This window comes from Nonomuraea sp. NPDC049758, assembly GCF_040674635.1.
In the GTDB taxonomy this organism is placed as follows: Bacteria; Actinomycetota; Actinomycetes; order Streptosporangiales; family Streptosporangiaceae; genus Nonomuraea.
Map to the genome: position 1 here is coordinate 531099 of NZ_JBFAMZ010000003.1, position 20788 is coordinate 551886.

Here is a 20788-nt window from a genome sequence, read left to right on the forward strand (position 1 = left end):
CCGCGGCTCTCCACTCCGGCTTGCGTGGCAGCTTAGGCCATGCCAGGCGCCCGGCATAGCGGTATGGGCCGATCCGCGAGGCCCCCAACCTCTCTAGTGAGATACAGCCATATGTCCGGATCTACCCAACCTCCATCCGTCACCCGATCATGGGAGCCGTGGGGAACGCTGGAAGTGCCGGTAAAGATGATATTTCCGATAAGTCCTCACGCGAGTGGTGCACCGAGGCTCTGACCAGGCTGAACGCGGGCCGTCCCGAATCGGCGCTGGAGGCCGCGCGCCGGGCGGCCGACCTCGACCCCGGCGACGAATGGGCCTGCCGCCTCATCAGCCTGGCCCACGAACGCCAGGGCCGCGACGCCGACGCCCTCCCCCCGGCCGAACGCGCGGTGGATCTCGCGCCCGGCTCCTGGTCGGCCCGCCTGCGCCTGGCCGCGATCTCCCGCCGGATCCCCGGCCGCTGGCCCGCGGCGGTCGCCGACGCCGTGCTGGCCGCGCGGTTCGCCCCCGAGGAGGCCGACCCCGAGGTCCTGCTCGGCGACCTGGCATTGCTGCGCGGCGACCATCCGCGGGCCGGGTGGGCCTACCGCGCCGCGCTCGCCACGGCTCCGGCCCATCCGCAGGCCCGCGTGAACCTGGCCCTGTGCCTGCTGCGCTGGGACCGTCCGCGCCCGCACCACGATCCCGCCTGGCCGATCGACCCGCGCCAGACGGGACGGGCCAGGCGGGCGCTGGAGGTGTGGGCGCGCCAGGCCCGGCTGCTGCTCGCCCTGGCCACGATCGCCGTCACGGCGGTCGCGCCGGCCCTCGACTCCGCGGGGTGGGCCCGGTGGTGCGGGTTCGCCGCGCTGGCCGCGCTGGTGCCGCTGACGGTCCGGCAGGCGCGGCGGGTGGGGGTCTGGGCGTACGTGCCGGCCATGGCCGGGCGCGATCCCTGGCTGGGCGCGGCCGTGGTGTCGGCCGGGTTGTCGGTGCCGGCGTTCGCGGGGTGGCTGCTGCTGGGCGCGGCGCATGCGGCGCCGTCCTGGCGGGATCCGGTCTGGGCGGGGCTGGCCGGGATCGTGGTGCTGATGTGGCCGGCGCTGACGGTCGTCCGGGTGCTGGCGGAGTCGTGGCGGGGGCGGCCGATGCCCGCGCTGGCCGAGCTGGCCCGCGTCACGGGCGAGCGCACGGCGGCCAGGAACGCCGGCGTGACGTTGTGGATCGTGCTCATCAGGACCTGGTCGGTGCTGGTGCCGCTGGTCGGCGGGGCGCTGGCGGTCGAGCCGCGGGCCGCGGTGGCGGCGGTGGCGGTGCCGTTCCCGATGGTGCGGGCCTGGCTGCGGGCCCGCCGCGGGGGCGACGGCTGGCTGCTGGCCGCGGGCGGTCTGGTGGCGCTCGCCGCCCTCGGCTGCGCCGCCGGCGGCGCGCTGGGGTCGGCCTGGGGCTGGCGGGCGGGGGTGGGCGCGCTCGGCGCGGCGATGACGGTGTTCGCGGCCCGCGCCCTGCGCGCGTGGTGGCGCGGCGCGCCGGGGCCCTGGCGGGCCTCGCTCGTCATGTGCGACCTGCCCATGGGCGGCGCGCCCTCGGTGGTCCTGACCTCGGAGGCGCGCCAGGCGTTCTCCTACGCCAGGAGCCTCGTCCTGGCCTACGGCGACCCCGCGGGCCCCCGGGTCGTGGGCGCGGCCGGGTCCGTCACCTCCTCCGGCGAGCTGCGGCTGATCGCCGGGCCCGAGGCGTGGGAGGGCGTGGCGGCCGACCCGCGCGTAGCGGTGTTCGCGGCCGACCCGTTGCAGCGGCGGTTCTGGGTGGAGGTGCGCGGCATCGCCCTGGCCGGTCCGGACGTGCTGCGCGTCACCCCCAAGCAGGTGCTCGTCGGCGAGTTCCCCGGCAGGCACCAGCGACGGTGAATAGAGTTTTGTTCTATGCGGACCCTGCGCACCCCCGAAGAGCGTTTCGCGAACCTGCCCGACTTCCCCTACGAGCCCCGCCACGCCGACCTGCCGGACGGCCCGCGCATGGCCTACGTCGAGGCCGGCCCCGAGGACGGCGAGCCGGTCGTCCTGCTGCACGGCGAGCCGAGCTGGTCCTTCCTCTACCGCCACGTCATGCGCGAGCTGGCCGCGGCCGGGCTGCGCGCGATCGCCCCCGACCTGATCGGCTTCGGCCGCTCGGACAAACCCGTGGACCCGGCCGACCACACCTACGCCCGGCACGTCGAGTGGACCCGCGCGCTGCTGTTCGACGCGCTCGCCCTGGACCGCGTCACCGTCGTCGGCCAGGACTGGGGCGGCCTGATCGGGCTGCGGATCGCCGCCGAGCACCCCGAGCGCGTGGCCAGGATCGTGGCCGCCAACACGGGGTTGCCCTCGGGTGACATTCCCATGCCCGACGTCTGGCACCGCTTCAGGGACACCGTGGCCAGTGCCCCCACGCTGGACATCGCCCGGCTGGTCCAGGCGGGCTGCCGGACGCGCCTCAGCGACGAGGTGCGGGCGGCCTACGACGCGCCGTTCCCGGACGAGTCGTACAAAGCGGGCCCGCGTGCCCTGCCCGGGCTCGTGCCGATCACGCCCGACGACCCCGCCGCGCCCGCCAACCGCGCTGCCTGGCAGATCCTCACCACGCTCGACCGCCCGTTCCTGGTGGCCTTCTCCGACGGCGACCCCATCACCGGCGGCATGGCGCCCATCATGCTCAAGGCCGTCGCGGGCACGGCCGGGCTGTCCCATCCGGTGATCGCCGGCGCCGGCCACTTCCTCCAGGAGGACGCCGGCACCGAACTCGGACGACGGATCGCCCTTTTCGTGACCTCCACCTAGCGTGTCAGGCCCGCCCAATCGTCGGTCGGGTGCGGTATAACCGGGGGCGGACCGGGGAGGCGTGATGCGTGAGTCCGACAGGGCCCAGGCCGCGGGGCGGGCCGCGGCGCGGGATCTGTTCGAGCAGGTGAGACTGCGTTATTTCCAGATTCCCCCCGCCGTGCGCCGGGTGCTCTACGCCGTCCTGCTCATCGTCGTCATGGGCGTGGGGGCGGCGCTCGGCTGGGATCTGCTGCAGACGTTCCCCCTCGTCCTGCTGGCGCTCGCCTTCGTGGCGCTGACCATGCGCTTCCCGCGGGCCGCCGCGACCGCGCTGGTCGTGGCCGGCTGGGTGGTGCTGGCGCTGCCATTGTTCTCCTGGCGCTTCCCCCCGGGCTCCATGGCGCTGCACGCGATGGTCGCGCTGGCCCTGCCCGTGGCCGCCGCCGCCCACCTCATCCGCTGGGTCACGCCGTGGGTGACCACGCTGGCCGCCCTCGTGCCGGCCGGGGTGCTGGCCTTCGGGCTCTCCTTCCTGTCGGCCGCCGTCGCGCTGTGGGGCGCCTGCCTGGCGGCCGTCGTCGTGCTGGTCCACCGGTTCCTCCAGGCGCGCCGGGCCAAGGCCGAGCTGTCCGCCGAGGAGCAGCAGGTGCGCGTGCGCGCCCGCGAGGGCCGGCCCGAGCCGCAGGCCGACAAGGCGGGCGCGCCGCCGCAGATCTCCGTCGAGGAGGCGCTGGCCGAGCTGGAGGGCATGATCGGGCTGGCGCCGGTCAAGGAGCAGGTCCGCTCGATCGCCGCCTCCATCGAGGCCACCCGGCTGCGGGCCGAGGCCGGCTACACCGCCGAACGCCCGACCAGGCACTTCGTCTTCGTCGGCCCGCCGGGCACCGGCAAGACCAGCGTGGCGCGCGCGCTGGCCAAGATCTTCTACGCGTTCGGCCTGCTGGAGACCCCCTACGTGGTCGAGGCGCAGCGGGCCGACCTGGTGGGCGAGTTCCTCGGCGCGACCGCGATCAAGACCAACGAGCTGGTCGACCGGGCGCTCGGCGGCGTGCTGTTCGTCGACGAGGCCTACAGCCTGGTCAACTCCTCCGACGGCCAGCCCGACAGGTTCGGCGCCGAGGCCGTCCAGACCCTGCTCAAACGGGCCGAGGACGACCGCGAGCGCCTGATCATCATCCTGGCCGGCTACGAGCAGGAGATGGCCGGCTTCCTGTCCAGCAACCCGGGCCTGGCCAGCAGGTTCGCCACCCGGGTGCGCTTCCCCAGCTACTCCGCCCCCGAGCTGGCCGAGATCACCGAGGTGCTCCAGCGGCGCAGGGGCGACACGATGGCCCCCGACGCCAGGCGCGCCCTGCTCGGCCTCTACGAAGACGTCCAGCGGCGCGGCCTGGTCGACGAGCTGGGCAACGCCCGCTTCGTGCGCAGCCTGGTCGAGGCCGCCGCGCAGGCCAGAGACGTGCGCGTGGTGGGCGCCGGCGGCACCCCGACCACCCACGACCTGGTGACCACCACCACGCCCGACGTGACCAAGGCGTTCGAGGAGCTGACCGCCCGCTTCCGCGGCTACGTGGCCACGCCCACGCTGGAGGAGGCGCTGGCCGACCTCGACGCGATGGCCGGCCTGGACCCGGTCAAGCGGCAGGTGCACGCCATCGCCGCCCAGCTCCAGGTGGCCCGCATGCGGCAGGAGCGCGGGCTGCCCACGCCGCCGCAGATGCGCCACTTCGTCTTCGCCGGGCCGCCCGGCACCGGCAAGACCACCGTCGCGCGGGTGCTCGGCCGCGTCTTCGCCGCGCTCGGCCTGCTGGCCAGGCCCGACGTCGTCGAGGCCCACCGGGCCGACCTGGTCGGCCAGCACCTCGGCGCGACCGCGATCAAGACCAACGAGCTGGTCGACCGGGCGCTCGGCGGCGTGCTGTTCATCGACGAGGCCTACAGCCTGGTCAACCCCGGCTACGCGGGCGGCGACGCCTTCGGCTCCGAGGCCGTCCAGACCCTGCTCAAACGGGCCGAGGACGACCGCGACCGGCTGGTCATCGTGCTGGCCGGCTACTCGCGCGAGATGGACTCCTTCCTGGCCACCAACCCGGGTCTGGCCAGCCGGTTCAACCAGCGCGTGGCCTTCCCCAGCTACTCGCCGCGCGAGCTGTCGCAGATCGCGGTGCTGCTGGCCGGCAAGGCCGGCGACACCTTCGACGAGCAGGCCCTGCGCGACCTCGACGAGGTGTTCGCCTGGGTGTGCGAGGAACGGCTGATCGACGGCCTGGGCAACGGCCGCTTCGCCCGCTCGTTGTTCGAACGGGCCGCGATGCGCCGCGACGTGCGCCTGGCCGCCCACGCGTCGGGCGGCGGGTCGGCCAGCGCCGCCGACCTCACGACGATCACCAGCGACGACGTGCGCACCGCCGTGGACGAACTTTCCGGACGTTAACCCCTCTTTGGCATTTCCCCGCGCCACGATGCTGCTGCGTGTAGCAGTATGACTACCTATCGTGCGCGTCCGGGAGGGGGACGATGGCGGGGTTCCTGGCCCGCAGGCTGCTCAACTACGTGGTGCTGGTCGGCGTGGCCGCGAGCCTGGCGTACCTGCTGGCCGCCGGGGCGCTCGACCCGCGTTCCAACTACGCCGACCGCACCCCGAAACCGCCGCCCGCCGTCGTCGACGCCCAGCTCACCGCGCTCAACCTCAACGACAAGACCCCGCTGCTGCAGCGCTACGCCACCTGGGCCTCGGGCGTGCTGCACGGCGACTTCGGCAAGACCGTCACCGGCTCGCCCGTGAACGAGGACCTTCGGCGGCGGATGGGGGTCACGTTCCGGCTGGTCATCCTGGGGCTGCTGTTCGGGAGCCTGCTGGGGGTGCTGGTGGGCGCTTACGCGGCGGTGCGGCAGTACGGCTGGTTCGACCGGCTCTCCGCGGGCCTGTCGTTCGTCGTGCTCGCGGTGCCGGTCGTGGTGCTGGCCAACATGCTGATCCTGGCCGGCGCCTGGGCCAACGACAACCTCTTCGGCCGCCAGGTGCTGCTGGTCAGCGGCGAGTACAGCGCCGGCCTGCAGACCGGGTTCTGGGGCTACGTGCTCGACCGGGTGCAACACCTGATCCTGCCGACGATCTCGCTGTCCGTCGGCCTGGTCGCGGTCTTCAGCCGTTACCAGCGCAACATGATGCTCGACGTGCTCGGCGCCGACTTCGTCCGTACGGCCAGGGCCAAGGGGCTGAGCAGGGGCCGGGCGCTGACCCGCCACGCCCTGCGCACCGCGCTGATCCCGGTGGCCACCTACTTCGCCTTCACGTTCGGCACCCTGCTGACCGGGGCCACCTTCACCGAGAAGATCTTCGGCTGGCACGGGCTGGGCGAGCAGCTGATCAACTCGATCTTCACCAACGACGTCAACACCGTGGCGGCGATCTCCTTCCTGGCCGCCGTGGCCGTGTTGTGCGCCGCGCTCGCCTCCGACCTGCTGCACGCCGCGCTCGACCCCAGGGTGCGGGCGTGATGACGCTCTCCGACGAGGAGCTGGCGGAGGAGCTGACCGGCGACCTGGGCCGGGCGCCGTCGCGGCTGCGGGTGGTGGCCGGGCGGTTCTTCCGCTCGCCGCAGGGGCTGATCGGGTTCGCGGTGCTGGCGCTGATGTTCCTGCTGGCGTTCGCCGGGCCGCTGTTCAGCCCGTGGTCCTACACCGACAAGGACTTCACGGCGTTCCTGCAGCCGCCCTCGCCGCAGCACTGGTTCGGAACGCTCCAGACGGGCGCCGACGTCTACGCGGTGACCCTGCGCGGCATGCAGAAGTCGCTGATCGTGGGCCTGCTGGCGGCGCTGGTGTCCACGGCGGTGGCGGCCGTGGTAGGCGCCTTCTCCGGCTATTTCCTGGGCTGGACCGACCGGGCGCTGAGCTGGGTGACCGACCTGCTGCTCGTGCTGCCCGCGTTCCTCATCCTGGCGATCATGTCGCCGCTGTTCGGGGCCGGGCAGTGGGTGCTGTTCGTGGTCATGCTGGCGCTGTTCCTGTGGATGGTGACCTCGAAGATCGTCCGGGGGATGACGATCTCGCTGAAGGAGCGCGAGTACATCCAGGCCGCCCGATTCATGGGGGTGCCGCCGGTGCGGATCATCTTCCGGCACGTGATCCCCAACCTGTCCTCGCTGCTCATCGTCGACGCCACGCTCAACGTCAGCGCGGCCATCCTGACCGAGACCTCGCTGTCGTACTTCGGGTTCGGCATCCAGCCGCCCGACGTGTCCTTCGGCACGCTGATCGCCGACGGCTCGCGCACGGCGGTCTACGCGCCCTGGACGTTCTGGTTCGTGGCCGGGCTGCTGGTGGTCACCGTGCTGGCGGTCAACCTCATGGGCGACGCGCTGCGCGACGCCTTCGACCCGGCGGCGCGGCGATGAGGCCGGCGGCGAACCCCGTCCTGGAGGTCAGCGACCTGCACGTGTCCTTCGGCGACGTGCGCGCGGTGCGCGGGGTCACCTACTCGGTGAGCCCGGGCGAGGTGCTGGGCATCGTGGGCGAGTCCGGGTCCGGCAAGTCGGTCACCTCGGCCGCGGTCATGGGCCTGCTGCCGCCGAGCGCCCGGGTCACCGGGTCGGTGCGGCTGCACGGCAAGGAGCTGATCGGCGCCTCCGAGCGGGAGCTGACCCGCTTCCGCGGCAAGACCGTGTCGATGGTGTTCCAGGACCCGCTGTCGGCGCTCACGCCCGTCTACCGGGTGGGCGACCAGATCGCCGAGGCCGTCCGCATCCACCAGCGGGTGAGCAAGGAGAACGCCGCGGTCAAGGCCGTCGAGCTGCTGGAGCTGGTCGGCATCCCGTCGCCGAGCGAGCGCGCGCTCGCCTTCCCGCACGAGTTCTCCGGCGGCATGCGGCAGCGCGTGATGATCGCGATGGCCATCGCCAACGACCCCGACGTGATCATCTGCGACGAGCCCACCACCGCGCTCGACGTGACCATCCAGGCGCAGGTGCTGGAGGTGCTGAAGAAGGCCCAGCGGAAGACCGGCGCGGCGATCATCATGATCACGCACGACCTCGGCGTGGTGGCCGGCTTCGCCGACCGGGTCCTGGTCATGTACGCCGGGCGCCCGGTCGAGGTGGGCGACGTCGACGACATCTACTACCGGATGCGCATGCCGTACACGGCGGGGTTGCTGGCCTCGATCCCGCGGGTCGACCGCGGTGGCCGTCAGCCGCTGCTGCCGATCGCCGGGAACCCGCCCTCCCCCGCCGCGCTGCCGCCGGGCTGCCCGTTCGCGCCGCGCTGCCCGCTGAAGATCCACGAGTGCGACGCGGCCGAGCCGCCGCTGTTCGAGGTGGCGACGGGCCATCGGGCGGCGTGCATCCGCTGGGAGATCGTCCGACCCCAGGGCCCCGGCCGTCACGCGGCGGGCGAGCCCGTGGCCCCCGCGGTCCGCGCCGAGCAGCCGGTGCTGGAGGTCGACGGCCTGGTCAAGGACTACCCGCTGCTCAAGGGGGCGCTGTTCAAGCGCAGGGTCGGCACGGTGCACGCGGTGGCGGGCGTCAGCTTCGACATCCGCCGCGGCGAGACGCTGGGCCTGGTCGGCGAGTCGGGCAGCGGCAAGACCACCACGCTCACCCAGATCCTGGAGCTGGTCCCGCCGCAGGAGGGGCGCGTGGTCGTGCTCGGCCGCGACACCGCCCGGCTGGACGGCGCCGGGCGCACCGCGATCCGGCGGGACATGCAGGTCGTCTTCCAGGACCCGATGGCCTCGCTCGACCCGCGCATGACGGTCTACGACATCCTGGCCGAGCCGCTGCGCACCCACGGCGAGCGCCGGCCGGGCCGGCGGGTGGGCGAGCTGCTCGCCCTGGTGGGCCTCGACCAGGCGCACGCCGCCCGCTACCCCCAGGACTTCTCCGGCGGCCAGCGCCAGCGCATCGGCATCGCCAGGGCGCTGGCGCTGGAGCCCAGGCTGCTGGTGCTGGACGAGCCGGTCTCCGCGCTCGACGTGTCGATCCAGGCGGGGATCATCAACCTGCTCGGCTCGCTGCGGTCCAGGCTCGGGCTGTCGTACCTGTTCGTCGCGCACGACCTGGCGGTGGTGCGGTACATCGCCGACCGGGTGGCGGTCATGTATTTGGGCAGGATCGCCGAGATCGGGCAGGTCGACGCGGTCTACGAGGCTCCGGCGCATCCGTACACGCAGGCTCTGCTGTCGGCGATCCCGCTGCCCGACCCGGCGCGTGAGCGCGTACGCGAGCGCATCCTGCTCGAAGGCGACCTGCCCAGCCCGGCCCACCCTCCGACCGGCTGCCGCTTCCGCACCCGCTGCCCGAAGTTCCGCTCGGTGCTCACCCACGACGAGCGCGCGCTCTGCGTGGACGTCGAGCCCGAGGTGCTGCCGGTGGGCGACGACCAGGGCGCGGCCTGCCATTACGCCGAGAGGCTCGACGTCGTCTAGATCAGGAGGAATGCGCTCGATGAAAGCTTCACGTCTTGTCGTGGCCGTCGCCGTGACCGGCTCGCTGTCGCTGGTGAGCTGCGGCGGCGGCGGCTCGGGGGGCGGCTCGGCGAGCGGCACGGAAGGCGCGCACAAGACCATCAAGGCCTTCGACATCAACCCGCAGCCGCGTGACAAGGTCAAGGACGGCGGCACGCTGCGCTGGGGCATCAACGAGTTCCCCAGCCAGTGGAACCGGAACCACGTCGACGGCAACCTGGCGGTGGCGGCCGTGATCAGCAACGCGTTGCTGCCCTCGCCGTTCGTCTCCGACGAGAAGGCGGAGATCACCGTCGATCCCGACTACGTGCTCGACGCCAAGGTCACCGACCAGAGCCCGAAGCAGGTGGTCACCTACACGCTCAACCCCAAGGCCAAGTGGTCGGACGGGCAGCCGATCACCTGGGCCGACTACCAGGCCCAGTGGCAGGCGCTCAACGGCCGCAACCCCGAGTTCCACATCGTCTCGGCCACCGGCTACCAGGACATCGAGAAGGTCGAGCGGGGCAAGGACGACCACGAGGTGAAGGTCACCTTCGCCAAGCCGTTCGGCGACTGGCAGTCGCTGTTCGGGCCGCTGCTGCCGGCCGCCACGAACCGGACGCCGCAGGCCTTCAACACCGCGTGGCTGAACAAGATCCCGGTGACCGCCGGGCCGTTCAAGTTCAAGGGCTTCGACCAGACGGCCAAGACGATCACGATCGTCCGCGACGACGCCTGGTGGGGCAACCGGGCCAAGCTCGACCAGATCATCTACCGGGCCTCGGAGCAGGACTCACTGATCGGCGCGTTCAGCAACGGGGAGCTCGACCTCATCGACGTCGGGCCGTCGGCGCCCGACTACGCGCGGGCCAGGGCCACGCAGGGCGCCCAGGTGCGCCAGGCCGCCGGGCCCGACTTCCGGCACTTCACCTTCAACGGGTCGAGCGAGCCGCTCAAAGACGTGAACGTGCGCCAGGCCATCCAGCTCGGCATCAACCGGCAGGCCATCGCGCAGTCCGACCTGCAGGGGCTCGACTGGCCGATCGCGCTGCTGAACAACCACTTCTTCATGAACACCCAGGAGGGCTACCTGGACAACGCCGGAAATCTCGGCGTCTACAACCCCGAACGCGCCAAGCAGCTGCTCGACGCGGCCGGCTGGAAGCTGAACGGGGCCGTCAGGCAGAAGAACGGGCAGCCGCTCGACCTGCGGTTCGTGGTGCCGTCCGGGGTGCAGCTCAGCAAGTCCGAGGGTGAGCTGGCCCAGAACATGCTTGCCCAGATCGGGGTGAAGCTCACCATCAAGGCGGTGCCGAGCGACGACTTCTTCACCAAGTACGTCATCCCCGGCAACTTCGACATCACGCCCTTCGCCTACATCGGGACGCCTTACCCGATTTCGAGCAGCTACGGGATCTACGCGAACTCGGCGAACGGCAAGACGTGGAACGCCAACTTCGGCCGTACCGGCTCGCCGGAGATCGACCAGGCCATGGACAGGGCGGCCCAGAACCTCGACCCGGCCGGCGCCCGCACCCAGACGAACGAGGCCGACGGGCTGATCTGGAAGCTGGTCAACGTCCTGCCGCTCTACCAGCGTCCGCAGAACGTGGCGGCCAAGCAGACGCTGGCCAACGTCGGCGCGCGCGGCTTCTACGACCTGCGCTACGAGGACATCGGCTTCACCGGCTGACCGGCGTTCAACGCTCCACGGCGAGCTTCACGCCGAGCCCGACGAAGATGCCGCCCGTCGCCGTGTTCACCCGGCGGCGGGCGACGGCGCTGCGGCGCAGCCATCCGCCGATGCGCCCGGCCAGCACGCCCACCGCGCCGTCCACGACGAACTCGAAGGCGATCAGGACGGCGCCGAGCACGGCGAACTGCAGCCACATCCGCCCCAGCCCCGGATCGACGAACTGCGGGAGGAAGGCGACGGTGAAGGTGACCATCTTGGGGTTGAGCAGGTTCGTCAGCAGGCCGCTCAGGTAGGCCCGGCGGCCGGACATCCCGGTGCCCGGCTCGGGCATGTCGCTCACCCCGCCCTTGCGGTCCCGCAACATCCGCACGCCCAGGTAGATCAGGTACGCGGCGCCGCCGATCCGTACGACGGTGAAGGCGACCGGCACGGCCGCGAAGAGCGCGGCCAGCCCCGCGGCGGCCACGGCGACGTGGATCGCCTCGCTGGTCGCCACCCCGGCCGTGGCCAGCAGCCCGGCCCTGGGGCCGCCCCGCATCCCGCAGCCCAGGACGAACAGCATGTCGGGGCCGGGCGTGATCATCGCCACGATGGTGGTGACCGCGAACAGCGCGAGAAGATGACCGTCGAGAGGCACACTTGATCCTCTCATGTCCCCCTTTTTCGCCCAATGTGCGGGATGTCGGTGGGAGGCGGTACAAGTGACGCATGACGATGGAGCTCACCTGGCCGCAGATCCTCTCCTGGCGGCTGCGCAGGCAGTTCGTGGCGGCGGCCGACGGGCCGGACGCGGTGTCGGTGGCCCGCCGGCTGTGCGGGGTGCAGGCGCAGGTCGCCTCCTCGGCCCAGCTCGCGGTGGCGGTCAGGAGCGCCCGGCCCGACCCCGGTGAGATCGACCGGGCCCTGTGGAGCGACCGGGCCCTGGTCAAGACCTGGCTCATGCGCGGCACCCTCCACCTCGTGCCCGCCGACGAGCTGGCCGGCCTGTGCGCGGCGCTGAGCACGCTGCGCTTCTGGGAGAAGGGCTCCTGGCAGCGCGGGCACGGCGTGACCGCCGCCGAGATCGAGGCCGTCATCGAGGCCGTCCCCGAGGCGCTGAAGGGAGCGCCGCTGACCCGCGAGGAGCTGGTCGACGCGATCGTGGCGCTGACCGGCGACGCCCATCTCCGCGAGGCTCTGACGTCCGGCTGGGGGGCGCTGCTCAAGCCGCTGAGCCGTCTGGGCGAGCTGTGCTACGGGCCGCCCCGCGAGGGCAAGGTGACCTTCACCGCGCCGCGGTCGTGGGTGCCGGGCTGGCCGGGGGAGCTGCCCGGCCAGGAGGAGGCGGGCGTGCGGGTGCTGCGGGCGTTCCTGGGGGCCCACGGGCCGGCCACGCCGGAGATGTTCGACGCCTGGCTGTTCGGCGGCGTGGCCAGGAAGGCTGTGCTCAAGGCGTGGGTCAAGGGGCTGGCCCCGGAGCTGGTGGAGGTCAGGGCCGACGACGGCACGACCCTGTACGCGCTGGCCGAGCACGCCGACGAGCTGGCCGCCACCCGGCCCTCGCAGGAGGTCCACCTGCTGCCGGGCTTCGACCAGTTCATCCTGGGGGCGCCGCGGACGCTCGCCCCGCTCGTCCCGCCGCCGCTCAAGCCCAAGGTCAGCCGCCAGGCGGGCTGGATCTCGCCCGTCGTGGTGCACGAGGGCCGGGTGGCCGGCGTGTGGGAGGCGAAGAACGGCGTCATCGCCCTCGACCTGGCCGCGCCGGTGCCTCAGGACGCGCTCGACCGCGCCCTGAGCCGCATGCGGTCGCTGCTGGGCCCGGCCTGACGCCGTCCGGTCAGGCGGACGAGCTCGCCATCACCCGATCGACGATGCCCTTGTTGCCCTCCTCGCGGGCGCAGTGGGCGCAGCAGTACCAGTGCTCGCCCGACTGGACGCCGTGCCCGATGACCTTGGTGCCGCAGTGCTCGCAGATCGGCGCCATGGCCTCGATCGCGCACTGGAAGCAGTCGAAGGTGTGCACGGCTCCCTGCGCGTGCACCTCGAAGGCCATGTCGTAGTCGTTGCCGCAGTTGTCGCAGACGGCCATGGTGATCCCCTCTTCACGTCCGAATCACCTGGGGCAATACCCCGAACCGTGGTGCGCTTTCCCCAACGAAACGCCATATTCAGGCCGAGTCACCCTCGATGATGACGAAACGTACGAGCAACGGCAGCCCCAGGAGGCCGAGCGCGGCGAGCGCGACGGGCAGCCCGAACGGTCCGGTCAGCCCCGCCACCAGCAGCGGGCTGACGACGAACCCGGCGTAGGAGACCATCGAGACGCCCCACACCAGCGTCCCGGTCGGGTCGTCGGCGGCCGAGCGGCTGAGCAGCGCGGGCACCAGGGGCCCGAGCGCCAGCCCGGTCAGGGCGAAGCCCGCCATCGACAGCGGCACGCCGTCACCGAGGCCGGCCAGGCCGATCCCGGCCGCGCCGCCCACCCCGGCGACCAGGTACAGCGCGCGCAGGGGCACCGGAGGCAGGGTCTGCGCGGCGATCCGGCCGGCCGTGAGCGCGGCCATGTAGACCGAGGGGGCCAGGCTCGCCATGAGGGGCGTGGCGGCCCGGTGCTCCTCCAGCAGGAGCACCGACCACTGCTCGACGGCGTTCTCGATCACCAGCACGCATCCGGCCAGCGTCCCGAGCAGCAACGCGACGCCCCACATCCGGCGCCCCGCGTGGTGGTCGCCGGAGGGGGCGGCCCGGCCGCCGCCCACGGGCAGGGCGGGCAGCGACAGGGACGTCGCCGCCACCAGCACCGCGATCACCAGCAGCACGGTCCGGACGTCCAGGCCGAGCGATCGGGCCAGGCCGGTGAGCGGGGCGGCCACGATGACCGTGAGCGGGAAGGCCGCGTGCACCGCCTGGAAGAGCCGCCGGCCGCTCTCGCGCTCGACGCGTCCCGTGGTCAGGTTGAGCGCCACGTCCAGCGCCCCGCTGGCCGCGCCGAGCAGCAGCAGCCCGGCCACGAGCGGCCAGTACGCGGTGACCGCGGCCAGGCCCGCCACGGCCAGCCCGAACAAGACGGTCGTCGCCATGAGGGCGTGGCGCTCGCGCCCGCGGGCCAGCCGGCCGGTCAGCGCCATCGCGGGCAGGGCCCCGACGGGCACCGCGCCCAGCGCCGTGCCGAGCTGCGCCGCCGAGACGCCGAGCTCCTGCTTCACGGCAGGCAGCAGAGCCGCCCAGGACCCCCAGAACACCGCCCAGACGGCGGACACCGCGATGAGCGGCATTCACCAACCCCCTTGAATTGCGGTCAAGTCTCGGTAAAGATCGACGACGTCCTTAATATCCCCCGCCGAAGGGAATATCGTGCTGACGCGAACGGTCATCGCGGCCGGACTGGTCGCCGCCGGTCTCGCCGCCACCCCCTCCGCCGCCTCCGCGGCCACCGCCCCCGAGACGCCCGAGCGCGTCTGCGGCGCGGGCTACCACCGGGTGCAGGACGGCCACCGCGCGATGAAGACGCGCGACGGGAAGGTGCTCGGTCACGTCTACCTCATGTACGACAAGCGCGCCGGAAAGAACTGCGTGGCGGCGATCAAGACCGCCTTCCGCGGCACCCCTACGGTCACCGGCGCCTCCATCGAGGTCCGCGGCGGCGGCCGCAGCGAGGACGTGCAGCGTTACCGCTTCTACGCCGAGACCGGCCACATCGACGGTAGCTGGAAGTGCGTGAAGTACGCGGGCTGGACGCGCACCCCGGACAACCGTGTCGAGGCGTGGGGCGGCCGCGCTTCGTGGGGCAACTGCCGGGGCTGAGCACGAATCCGGTCCTCCCCGCCCGGAGCTGTCACACCGCGCCGGGCCGTCTCGTCCTGTGTCATGAAGTGACGACACAGGGAGGATCACCATGACCCAGCGCATCGACATCGCCAAGCTCGCCCCTGAGGCGTACCGGGGGTTCCTGGCGGTGGAGGCGTACATGCACGGCAGCGACCTGCCCGCGGCCACGATCGAGCTGGTCAAGCTGCGGGCCAGCCAGATCAACGGCTGCGGCTACTGCGTGCACATGCACAGCAGGGACATGAAGAAGGCCGGGGAGAGCGACGAGCGGCTGTGGTCGGTCGCCGCCTGGCGGGAGGCCACGGTCTTCACCCCGGCCGAGCGGGCGGCGCTGGCGCTGACCGAGGAGGCGACCCGCCTGGCCGACCGCGGCGAGGCCGTGCCGGACGAGGTGTGGCAGCAGGCGGCCGAGCACTATGACGACAAGCAGCTCGCCGCCCTCGTCGTCTCCATCGCGATGATCAACGCCTGGAACCGGATCGGCGTGACCGCCCGCCTGGTTCCGGGGACGTGACGCGGGCGCACCCGCACGCGAGGCCGTAGAAATGCGTTGAGCGGTCCCGGGAGCCCCGGTTAGGTTGGCGCGCAAGGCGGGTGGCGGCACCCGCCGAGCCGCCGTCAGCCGGCGGCGGCCCGGAAGGGGGAAGACCGTGAAACGTGTCAGAGTCCCGAAATCGACGGCCATCAGGCGTCCGCATCCGTCGGCCGAACCCGATCTGCGCACCCCGTCAGGGCGAAAGTTGCCCTATTAGCTACCCTTTACAGCGAACTTACGGCTGTATCGGTAGATAACAGAGGTAACAGAAACATCACGGGGGGCTCACATGAAGAGGCTTGCGGTGGTGCCGCCGCACATCGCCAGGCACAAGATCCGCGACATCCGGGCGGCGGTCCGCCGCCGAAGGACCGAGGCCACCGACCCCAAGGTGGTCGACCTGCGGGCCTACAGCGGCCGGAACGTGATCCGCTTCCCCGGCGGACCGACGCCGGCCGCCTGAACCGCACGGATTCACCGCACCGCTGAGGTCCGACACGACCGGCTCCCCCCGCCGGCCGTCCGGTCTCAGCCGTAGAGTTTCTTGGCGTAGCCCTCGCCGTAGTACGACTCCAGCTGCTCCAGCGTCTCCTCGACCACCTGCACCTCCTTGATCAGAGTGGCGTGCGAGGGCAGGACGGACGGGTTCCAGGAGCCGGGCGCCCAGAGCTGCGAGCGCAGGAACGCCTTGGCGCAGTGGAAGAAGATCTGCTCGATCTCCACCACCAGGGCCAGCCGCGGCCGGTGACCCTTGACGACCATCTCGTCGAAGAACGGCGCCTCGCGCACGAGCCGGGCGCGGCCGTTCACGCGCAGGGTCTCGTTGCGGCCGGGGATCAGGAAGATCAGGCCCACGTGCGGGTTCTTCAGCACGTTGAGGAACCCGTCGGCCCGGCGGTTGCCCGGCCGGTCGGGAATGGCGATCGTGGTGTCGTCGATGACGTGGACGAACCCGGCCGGGTCGCCCTTGGGCGAGACGTCGCAGTTGCCCTCGGCGTCGGACGTGGCGATCAGGCAGAACGGGGAGGCCGCCAGCCAGTCGCGATCACGCGCATGCAGCCGGACCCGCTCCTTGGTCACGGCCCTCGGCATCACCTCGCCCAGCAGTTCCCGCAACTCCTCCTCGGACCCGATCTCCGCCCAGCTCATCTGATCTCCTTTCGAGGGGTACCGCCCGATTTTGTCAGGAGATCGGAGCAAGCATCCTGCGGGGTGCCCTGAGCAGCACACTGACCGGATCATCCCGGCTGTCCGTCAGGCCGGGGCCGGGACGCACCTCGATGTCCTCCAGCCCGACGGCCGTGCCGCACGACGGGCACCGGGACACGGGGTCGAGTCGGCCGCCGCAGGTGGCGTGGTGGAACAGGCGGCGCGGGCCGTCCCCGCCGAGGTTGCGCTCGCCCCACTGGGACAGGGCCAGCATGGGGACCCACAACTCGCGGCCCGTGGCGGTCAGGACGTACTCGTCGCGGGGCGGGTTGTCCTGGTAGCGGCTCCTGGCCAGCACGCCGGCCTCGACCAGCGCCCCGAGCCGCTGGGACAGGACCGCTCTCGGGATGTCGAGGTGGGCGAGGAAGTCGCCGTAGCGGCGTACGCCGTACATGGCGTCGCGGACGACCAGCAGCGTCCACCGTTCGCCGATCACTTCCAGGGCCCTGGCCAGCGAGCAGTCCTGGCCTTCGTAGTTCTTGCCGAGCGCCATGGGACCCATGTTAGTTCATTCACCGAACCGTGATACGTTGCGCCGCATGAGTTCAGTGACCGAACTGACCCGGGTCCGGCCGGGCACACTGGCCGTGGCGTCCTCGGCGCCCCTGCTCGTGCTGACGAACTACACGGTGCCGATGGTGACGTTGCCGCAGACGGCCGCGTCCCTGGGCGCCGGGCCGACGGGGCCGGTGTGGATGCTGGGCGGCATCTCGCTCGGGCTGTCGGCGCTGCTGCTGGTCTCCGGCGGGCTGGCCGACGACCACGGGCGCAGGCGGGTGCTGGTGTGGGGGTCGGCCGTGCTGGCCGCCGCCGGGGTGGCGGCCGCGCTGAGCACGTCGGTGCCGGTGTTCGTGCTGGCCAGGCTGGCGCAGGGCGGGGCGAGTGCGGCGATGCTGGCCGCCAGCCTGGGCATCGTCGGCCACGCCTTCCCCTCGGGCGCCGCGCGGGTGCGGGCCACCGGGCTGTACGGCGCCATGATCGGGCTGGGCACCGCGCTCGGCCCGCTGGCCTCCGGCGTGCTGGCCACGGCGGTGAGCTGGCGGGCGGTCTACTGGGTGTTGTCGGCCGCCGCGCTCGCCCTGGCGGTGACCTCGGCGCGGCTGCTGGACGAGTCGCGCTCCCCCGCGCCGCGCCGGTTCGACGTGCCCGGCGTGGTGCTGCTCAGCCTGGGCGTGGGAGCGCTGGTCGCGGGGGTCACCGAAGGGCGTGCCGGGTGGGGGCACCCGGTGGTGATCGGGGCGTTCGCGCTGGCGGCGGTGCTGGTGGCGGCGTTCGTGTCGGTGGAGCGCCGGCGTCCGGAGCCGCTGCTCGACCTGGAGCTGTTCGGACGGCCGGTGTTCCTGGTCGCCACCGGCGGCGCGCTGGTCGTCGGGGCGGCGGTGGTGGGCCTGCTCAGCTACCTGCCGACCGTGCTCCAGACCGCGCACGCGCTGACGCCGCTGCAGACCGGCCTGCTGTTCTGCCTCTGGTCGGGCACGTCGTTCGCGGTGTCGCTGGCGTCCCGGCTGGTACGCCTGCGCACCGCCGCCCGGCTGGCCCTCGGCCTCGGCCTGACCGCGCTCGGGTTCGCCGGCCTGCTGGGCGTGGGCGGCTCGCTGGACCTGCCGCTGGTCATCGCCGGGCTGGTGGTGAGCGGCGCCGGATCCGGACTGATCAACTCCTCGATCACCCACCTGGCGATCGAGAGCGTACCGGCCCACCGGGTCAGCATGGGGTCGGGCGCCAACAACACCGCCCGCTACGTCGGCTCCTCCCTGGGCGCGGCCGGCGTGGCCGCGGTCGTCGGCGCGTTCGGCGTGGACCGGGGGGCGACGGTCGCGGTGGCGGCCTGCATCGTGCTGGCGGCGCTGACGGCCCTGGCCGCCGTGCTCACCCGCCCCTGAGCCCGCCCCTGAGCCCGGTCCCGGCTACCAGCGGCGGGCGTGGGCCATCGAGGTGAGCAGGGCGTCGCGTTCCATGGCGAACCTGGCCGGGTCCATGCCCTGCCGTTCGGCCCGCAGGTGCAGCACGGTCAGCTCGGTCGCCGCCTGCTGGTAGTCGCTCATCGCGCGGCCGAGCCCGGCGCCCCTGGCCCACCTGCGGGCCGCCTTGCGGGCCTTGAGCGTGCTGAGCATCTTCAGGTCCGCCGCCGTGACCAGGCCGGTCTGGCCGTAGCCGGGCAGGTAGACGCCCATCTTCGAGACGAGCTGGCGGCGTTCGACGACGGTGACCACGATGAGCAGGACCAGCGCCACCATGATCACCAGGTACGCCGTGCCCAGCCAGGCCAGCGACTGGGTGGAGGCGGCGCCGTTCCACAGCCCGTGCAGGACGACCGCGCCCAGGTAGCCGAGCGGGATCGCGGCGAACCTGGCGGGCGTGCGGCGGGTGAGCGCGTAGGCGACGCCGAGCCCGATCATCGAGGTGTAGATGGGGTGGCCGAGCGGGTCGATCAGCCCTCTGAGCACGAACAGCCGGACCGCGGCGCCGGTGCCGTCCTGGCCGAACGCGATCAGGTAGTAGCCGATGTTCTCCACGGCGGCGAAGCCGAGCCCCGCCATGGAGGCGTAGACGATGCCGTCGGTCAGGCCGTCGATCTCCTGCTTCCTGCGCAGGAGCAGCAGCAGCGCCGACCCCTTCAGCGCCTCCTCGATCACCGGGGCCAGGAACACGGTGCCGACGTCGTTGACGAGCTGGGCGCCGTACCCGGCCCGCAGGAACAGCGCCTGTCCGGCCAGCGTCAGCCCGACGCCGAGCACGATCGCCAGGCCCGCGCCCCACGCGAAGGCGAAGGCCAGGTGCAGCTTCGGCTCCGGCTCCAGCCGGTCGAGCGAGAGCACCGCGGCCAGCAGCACCGGCAGCGGCGCGAGCCCGAGCACCGCCGACAGGCCGAACCCGACCGGCCCGCCCTTGTGCAGCATGAGACCGAGGACGATCAGCGCGAGGACGCCTGAGACGACCAGTCCGATCAGGAGCGCCTTGCTGGGTCTCCTGGCGGGATGCGGAGCTGTCATGGGGGGCGCCTTTCTCCGACTCAGTGCACCTACTATGAGCGTTCCCGGCCGTCGCGCACTTGACAGTCGCCTACATCACCGTGACTCGCGGTAATAGGGATCGGCCACGACGGATTCCCCGTCCACGTAGGAGTACACCTCACGCCCGGCGATGAACACCCTCAGCGCCCGGCTCATCACGTCGAGCGGGTCGCCCGACCAGATCACCACGTCGCCGTCGAGGCCGGGACGCAGCGAGCCCACCCGGTCGTCGAGGCCCATGATGCGGGCCGGGTTGACGGTGATCGAGCGCAGCGCGGTGTCCCGGTCGAGCCCTTCCTTGACGGCGAGGGTGGCCTGGTGGACGAGGAAGTGGATGGGCACCACCGGATGATCGGTGGTGATCGCCAGCTCGACCCCGGCCCGCGCGAGGATGCCCGGGTTGCGCAGGGCGCGCTGCCGCAGCTCGACCTTCGACCGGCTGGTGAACAGCGGGCCGATGATGACCGGCACGTTCCGCTCGGCCAGCGTGTCGGCCAGCAGGTGGCCCTCGGTGCCGTGGTTGAGGATCAGCCGGTGGCCGAACTCGTCGGCCAGGCGCAGCGCGGTGGCGATGTCGTCGGCGCGGTGCGCGTGCTGGCACCACGGCAGCTCGCCGTCGAGCACGCGGACCAGGATCTCCAGCGTGCCGTCGCGGTCGAACGGCTTGTCCTCGCGCTCGGCCGCGGCCTTCCTCGCCTTGTAGTCCTGCGCCTTCATGAGGGCGTCGCGGATCACCGCGGCCACGCCCTGCCGGGTGGAGGGCAGCTTCTTCTGGTCGCCGTAGACGCGCTTGGGGTTCTCCCCCAGCGCGCTCTTGACGCTCACCGGCTCCCTGACCAGCATCTCGTCGACCGACCTGCCCCAGCACTTGACCGCGACCGTCTGGCCGCCGATCGGGTTGCCGGAGCCCGGCTTGATCACGACCGTGGTGACGCCGCCGGACAGCGCGTCGGCGAAGCCCTGGTCGGCCGGGTTGATGGCGTCGAGGGCGCGCAGCCGGGCCCCGTTGGGGTCGGTCATCTCGTTGGTGTCGTTGCCCGCCCAGCCCTCGGCCTCCTCGTACACGCCGAGATGGCCGTGCGCCTCGACGAAACCGGGCAGCACCCAGCCGCCGCCCGCGTCCACGACGGTGGCGGAGTCGGGGATGGTCACGTCCCGCCCCACGGCGACGATCTTCCCGTCGCCGACCAGGACGGTGCCGCCCTCGATGGGATCTCCGTCAACCGGCATGACATATCCGTTGATGATGGCGAGAGTCATAGCGGCAACTTACCGTTGCCATGCTTTCCCCCGTAAAGC

Annotated in this window: 19 protein-coding genes; 12 read left to right on the plus strand and 7 right to left on the minus strand. The window is 72.3% G+C overall.

Going from position 1 to position 20788, the window contains the following annotated elements:
• The first annotated feature begins 158 nt into the window (after positions 1-158).
• From AB0J46_RS10590 to AB0J46_RS10620, 7 genes are all read left to right on the plus strand, one after another.
• Positions 159-1889, plus strand: a complete 1731-nt coding sequence (locus AB0J46_RS10590; protein WP_364329226.1) for a hypothetical protein — start codon at positions 159-161, stop codon at positions 1887-1889.
• Positions 1890-1904: 15 nt separating this feature from the next.
• Positions 1905-2801, plus strand: coding sequence for a haloalkane dehalogenase (locus AB0J46_RS10595; protein WP_364329229.1), 897 nt, complete (start codon positions 1905-1907; stop codon positions 2799-2801).
• Positions 2802-2865: 64 nt separating this feature from the next.
• Positions 2866-5214: an AAA family ATPase gene (locus AB0J46_RS10600; protein ID WP_364329232.1), complete on the plus strand. Its 2349-nt coding sequence runs from the start codon at positions 2866-2868 to the stop codon at positions 5212-5214.
• A gap of 83 nt (positions 5215-5297) precedes the next feature.
• Complete coding sequence (locus AB0J46_RS10605) at positions 5298-6281, plus strand: ABC transporter permease (RefSeq protein ID WP_364329235.1); 984 nt, start codon at positions 5298-5300, stop codon at positions 6279-6281.
• A complete protein-coding gene (locus AB0J46_RS10610) occupies positions 6281-7180 on the plus strand; it encodes an ABC transporter permease (protein ID WP_364329238.1) in 900 nt (299 codons plus the stop codon). The genes AB0J46_RS10605 and AB0J46_RS10610 overlap by 1 nt, the downstream gene beginning before the upstream one ends.
• The gene (locus tag AB0J46_RS10615; protein ID WP_364329241.1) at positions 7177-9207 is read left to right on the plus strand and encodes an ABC transporter ATP-binding protein; all 2031 of its coding nucleotides are present in this window, start codon (positions 7177-7179) and stop codon (positions 9205-9207) included. Before AB0J46_RS10610 ends, AB0J46_RS10615 begins: the two co-directional genes overlap by 4 nt.
• A 19-nt stretch (positions 9208-9226) precedes the next feature.
• The gene (locus AB0J46_RS10620; RefSeq protein ID WP_364329244.1) at positions 9227-10921 is read left to right on the plus strand and encodes an ABC transporter family substrate-binding protein; all 1695 of its coding nucleotides are present in this window, start codon (positions 9227-9229) and stop codon (positions 10919-10921) included.
• Positions 10922-10928: 7 nt separating this feature from the next.
• Here the strand turns inward: AB0J46_RS10620 and AB0J46_RS10625 are convergent, their stop codons facing one another.
• Positions 10929-11561 carry a LysE family translocator gene (locus tag AB0J46_RS10625; protein WP_364329247.1) on the minus strand — a complete coding sequence of 211 codons (633 nt, stop codon included), beginning with the start codon at positions 11559-11561 and terminating at the stop codon, positions 10929-10931.
• A 71-nt stretch (positions 11562-11632) separates the two neighbouring features.
• Here AB0J46_RS10625 and AB0J46_RS10630 point away from each other — a divergent pair, with 71 nt between their 5' ends.
• The gene (locus tag AB0J46_RS10630) at positions 11633-12730 is read left to right on the plus strand and encodes a winged helix DNA-binding domain-containing protein (RefSeq protein WP_364329250.1); all 1098 of its coding nucleotides are present in this window, start codon (positions 11633-11635) and stop codon (positions 12728-12730) included.
• A 10-nt stretch (positions 12731-12740) separates the two neighbouring features.
• Here AB0J46_RS10630 and AB0J46_RS10635 read toward each other — a convergent pair whose 3' ends face one another.
• Entirely contained in the window at positions 12741-12992 is a 252-nt protein-coding gene (locus AB0J46_RS10635; protein ID WP_352326656.1) for a hypothetical protein, read from the minus strand.
• Positions 12993-13071: 79 nt separating this feature from the next.
• Positions 13072-14178: an MFS transporter gene (locus AB0J46_RS10640; protein ID WP_364329253.1), complete on the minus strand. Its 1107-nt coding sequence runs from the start codon at positions 14176-14178 to the stop codon at positions 13072-13074.
• Positions 14179-14257: 79 nt separating this feature from the next.
• Here AB0J46_RS10640 and AB0J46_RS10645 point away from each other — a divergent pair, with 79 nt between their 5' ends.
• The 3 genes from AB0J46_RS10645 (at position 14258) to AB0J46_RS10655 (ending at position 15729) form a co-directional block, all read left to right on the plus strand.
• Positions 14258-14707 carry a hypothetical protein gene (locus AB0J46_RS10645; protein WP_364329256.1) on the plus strand — a complete coding sequence of 150 codons (450 nt, stop codon included), beginning with the start codon at positions 14258-14260 and terminating at the stop codon, positions 14705-14707.
• Between the two features lie 91 nt (positions 14708-14798).
• A complete protein-coding gene (locus tag AB0J46_RS10650; protein ID WP_364329259.1) occupies positions 14799-15245 on the plus strand; it encodes a carboxymuconolactone decarboxylase family protein in 447 nt (148 codons plus the stop codon).
• A 310-nt stretch (positions 15246-15555) separates the two neighbouring features.
• Positions 15556-15729: a hypothetical protein gene (locus tag AB0J46_RS10655; RefSeq protein WP_352357779.1), complete on the plus strand. Its 174-nt coding sequence runs from the start codon at positions 15556-15558 to the stop codon at positions 15727-15729.
• Between the two features lie 65 nt (positions 15730-15794).
• Here AB0J46_RS10655 and AB0J46_RS10660 read toward each other — a convergent pair whose 3' ends face one another.
• Positions 15795-16415, minus strand: coding sequence for a pyridoxamine 5'-phosphate oxidase family protein (locus AB0J46_RS10660; RefSeq protein WP_364329263.1), 621 nt, complete (start codon positions 16413-16415; stop codon positions 15795-15797).
• 34 nt (positions 16416-16449) lie between these two features.
• Positions 16450-16968, minus strand: a complete 519-nt coding sequence (locus tag AB0J46_RS10665; RefSeq protein ID WP_364329266.1) for a helix-turn-helix domain-containing protein — start codon at positions 16966-16968, stop codon at positions 16450-16452.
• Positions 16969-17014: 46 nt separating this feature from the next.
• Here AB0J46_RS10665 and AB0J46_RS10670 point away from each other — a divergent pair, with 46 nt between their 5' ends.
• On the plus strand, positions 17015-18358 hold the full coding sequence (locus AB0J46_RS10670; RefSeq protein ID WP_364329269.1) for an MFS transporter: 1344 nt from the start codon (positions 17015-17017) through the stop codon (positions 18356-18358).
• Positions 18359-18382: 24 nt separating this feature from the next.
• Here the strand turns inward: AB0J46_RS10670 and AB0J46_RS10675 are convergent, their stop codons facing one another.
• Together AB0J46_RS10675 and AB0J46_RS10680 are read right to left on the minus strand one after the other, a co-directional pair.
• Positions 18383-19468 (minus strand): PrsW family intramembrane metalloprotease, encoded by a 1086-nt coding sequence (locus AB0J46_RS10675; protein ID WP_364329272.1) that lies wholly within the window; start codon positions 19466-19468, stop codon positions 18383-18385.
• Between the two features lie 75 nt (positions 19469-19543).
• On the minus strand, positions 19544-20749 hold the full coding sequence (locus AB0J46_RS10680; protein ID WP_364329275.1) for an amidohydrolase: 1206 nt from the start codon (positions 20747-20749) through the stop codon (positions 19544-19546).
• Between the last annotated feature and the right edge of the window lie 39 nt (positions 20750-20788).

Excerpts from the sequence above, each read along its gene's own strand:
- AB0J46_RS10595 (WP_364329229.1), top strand. The coding sequence starts at position 1,905 with ATGCGGACCCTGCGCACCCCCGAAGAGCGTTTCGCGAACCTGCCCGAC.
- AB0J46_RS10600 (WP_364329232.1), top strand. The coding sequence starts at position 2,866 with ATGCGTGAGTCCGACAGGGCCCAGGCCGCGGGGCGGGCCGCGGCGCGG.
- AB0J46_RS10605 (WP_364329235.1), top strand. The coding sequence starts at position 5,298 with ATGGCGGGGTTCCTGGCCCGCAGGCTGCTCAACTACGTGGTGCTGGTC.
- AB0J46_RS10610 (WP_364329238.1), top strand. The coding sequence starts at position 6,281 with ATGACGCTCTCCGACGAGGAGCTGGCGGAGGAGCTGACCGGCGACCTG.
- AB0J46_RS10615 (WP_364329241.1), top strand. The coding sequence starts at position 7,177 with ATGAGGCCGGCGGCGAACCCCGTCCTGGAGGTCAGCGACCTGCACGTG.
- AB0J46_RS10620 (WP_364329244.1), top strand. The coding sequence starts at position 9,227 with ATGAAAGCTTCACGTCTTGTCGTGGCCGTCGCCGTGACCGGCTCGCTG.
- AB0J46_RS10630 (WP_364329250.1), top strand. The coding sequence starts at position 11,633 with ATGACGATGGAGCTCACCTGGCCGCAGATCCTCTCCTGGCGGCTGCGC.
- AB0J46_RS10635 (WP_352326656.1), bottom strand. The coding sequence starts at position 12,992 with ATGGCCGTCTGCGACAACTGCGGCAACGACTACGACATGGCCTTCGAG.
- AB0J46_RS10640 (WP_364329253.1), bottom strand. The coding sequence starts at position 14,178 with ATGCCGCTCATCGCGGTGTCCGCCGTCTGGGCGGTGTTCTGGGGGTCC.
- AB0J46_RS10650 (WP_364329259.1), top strand. The coding sequence starts at position 14,799 with ATGACCCAGCGCATCGACATCGCCAAGCTCGCCCCTGAGGCGTACCGG.
- AB0J46_RS10655 (WP_352357779.1), top strand. The coding sequence starts at position 15,556 with ATGAAGAGGCTTGCGGTGGTGCCGCCGCACATCGCCAGGCACAAGATC.
- AB0J46_RS10660 (WP_364329263.1), bottom strand. The coding sequence starts at position 16,415 with ATGAGCTGGGCGGAGATCGGGTCCGAGGAGGAGTTGCGGGAACTGCTG.
- AB0J46_RS10665 (WP_364329266.1), bottom strand. The coding sequence starts at position 16,968 with ATGGCGCTCGGCAAGAACTACGAAGGCCAGGACTGCTCGCTGGCCAGG.
- AB0J46_RS10670 (WP_364329269.1), top strand. The coding sequence starts at position 17,015 with ATGAGTTCAGTGACCGAACTGACCCGGGTCCGGCCGGGCACACTGGCC.
- AB0J46_RS10675 (WP_364329272.1), bottom strand. The coding sequence starts at position 19,468 with ATGACAGCTCCGCATCCCGCCAGGAGACCCAGCAAGGCGCTCCTGATC.
- AB0J46_RS10680 (WP_364329275.1), bottom strand. The coding sequence starts at position 20,749 with ATGACTCTCGCCATCATCAACGGATATGTCATGCCGGTTGACGGAGAT.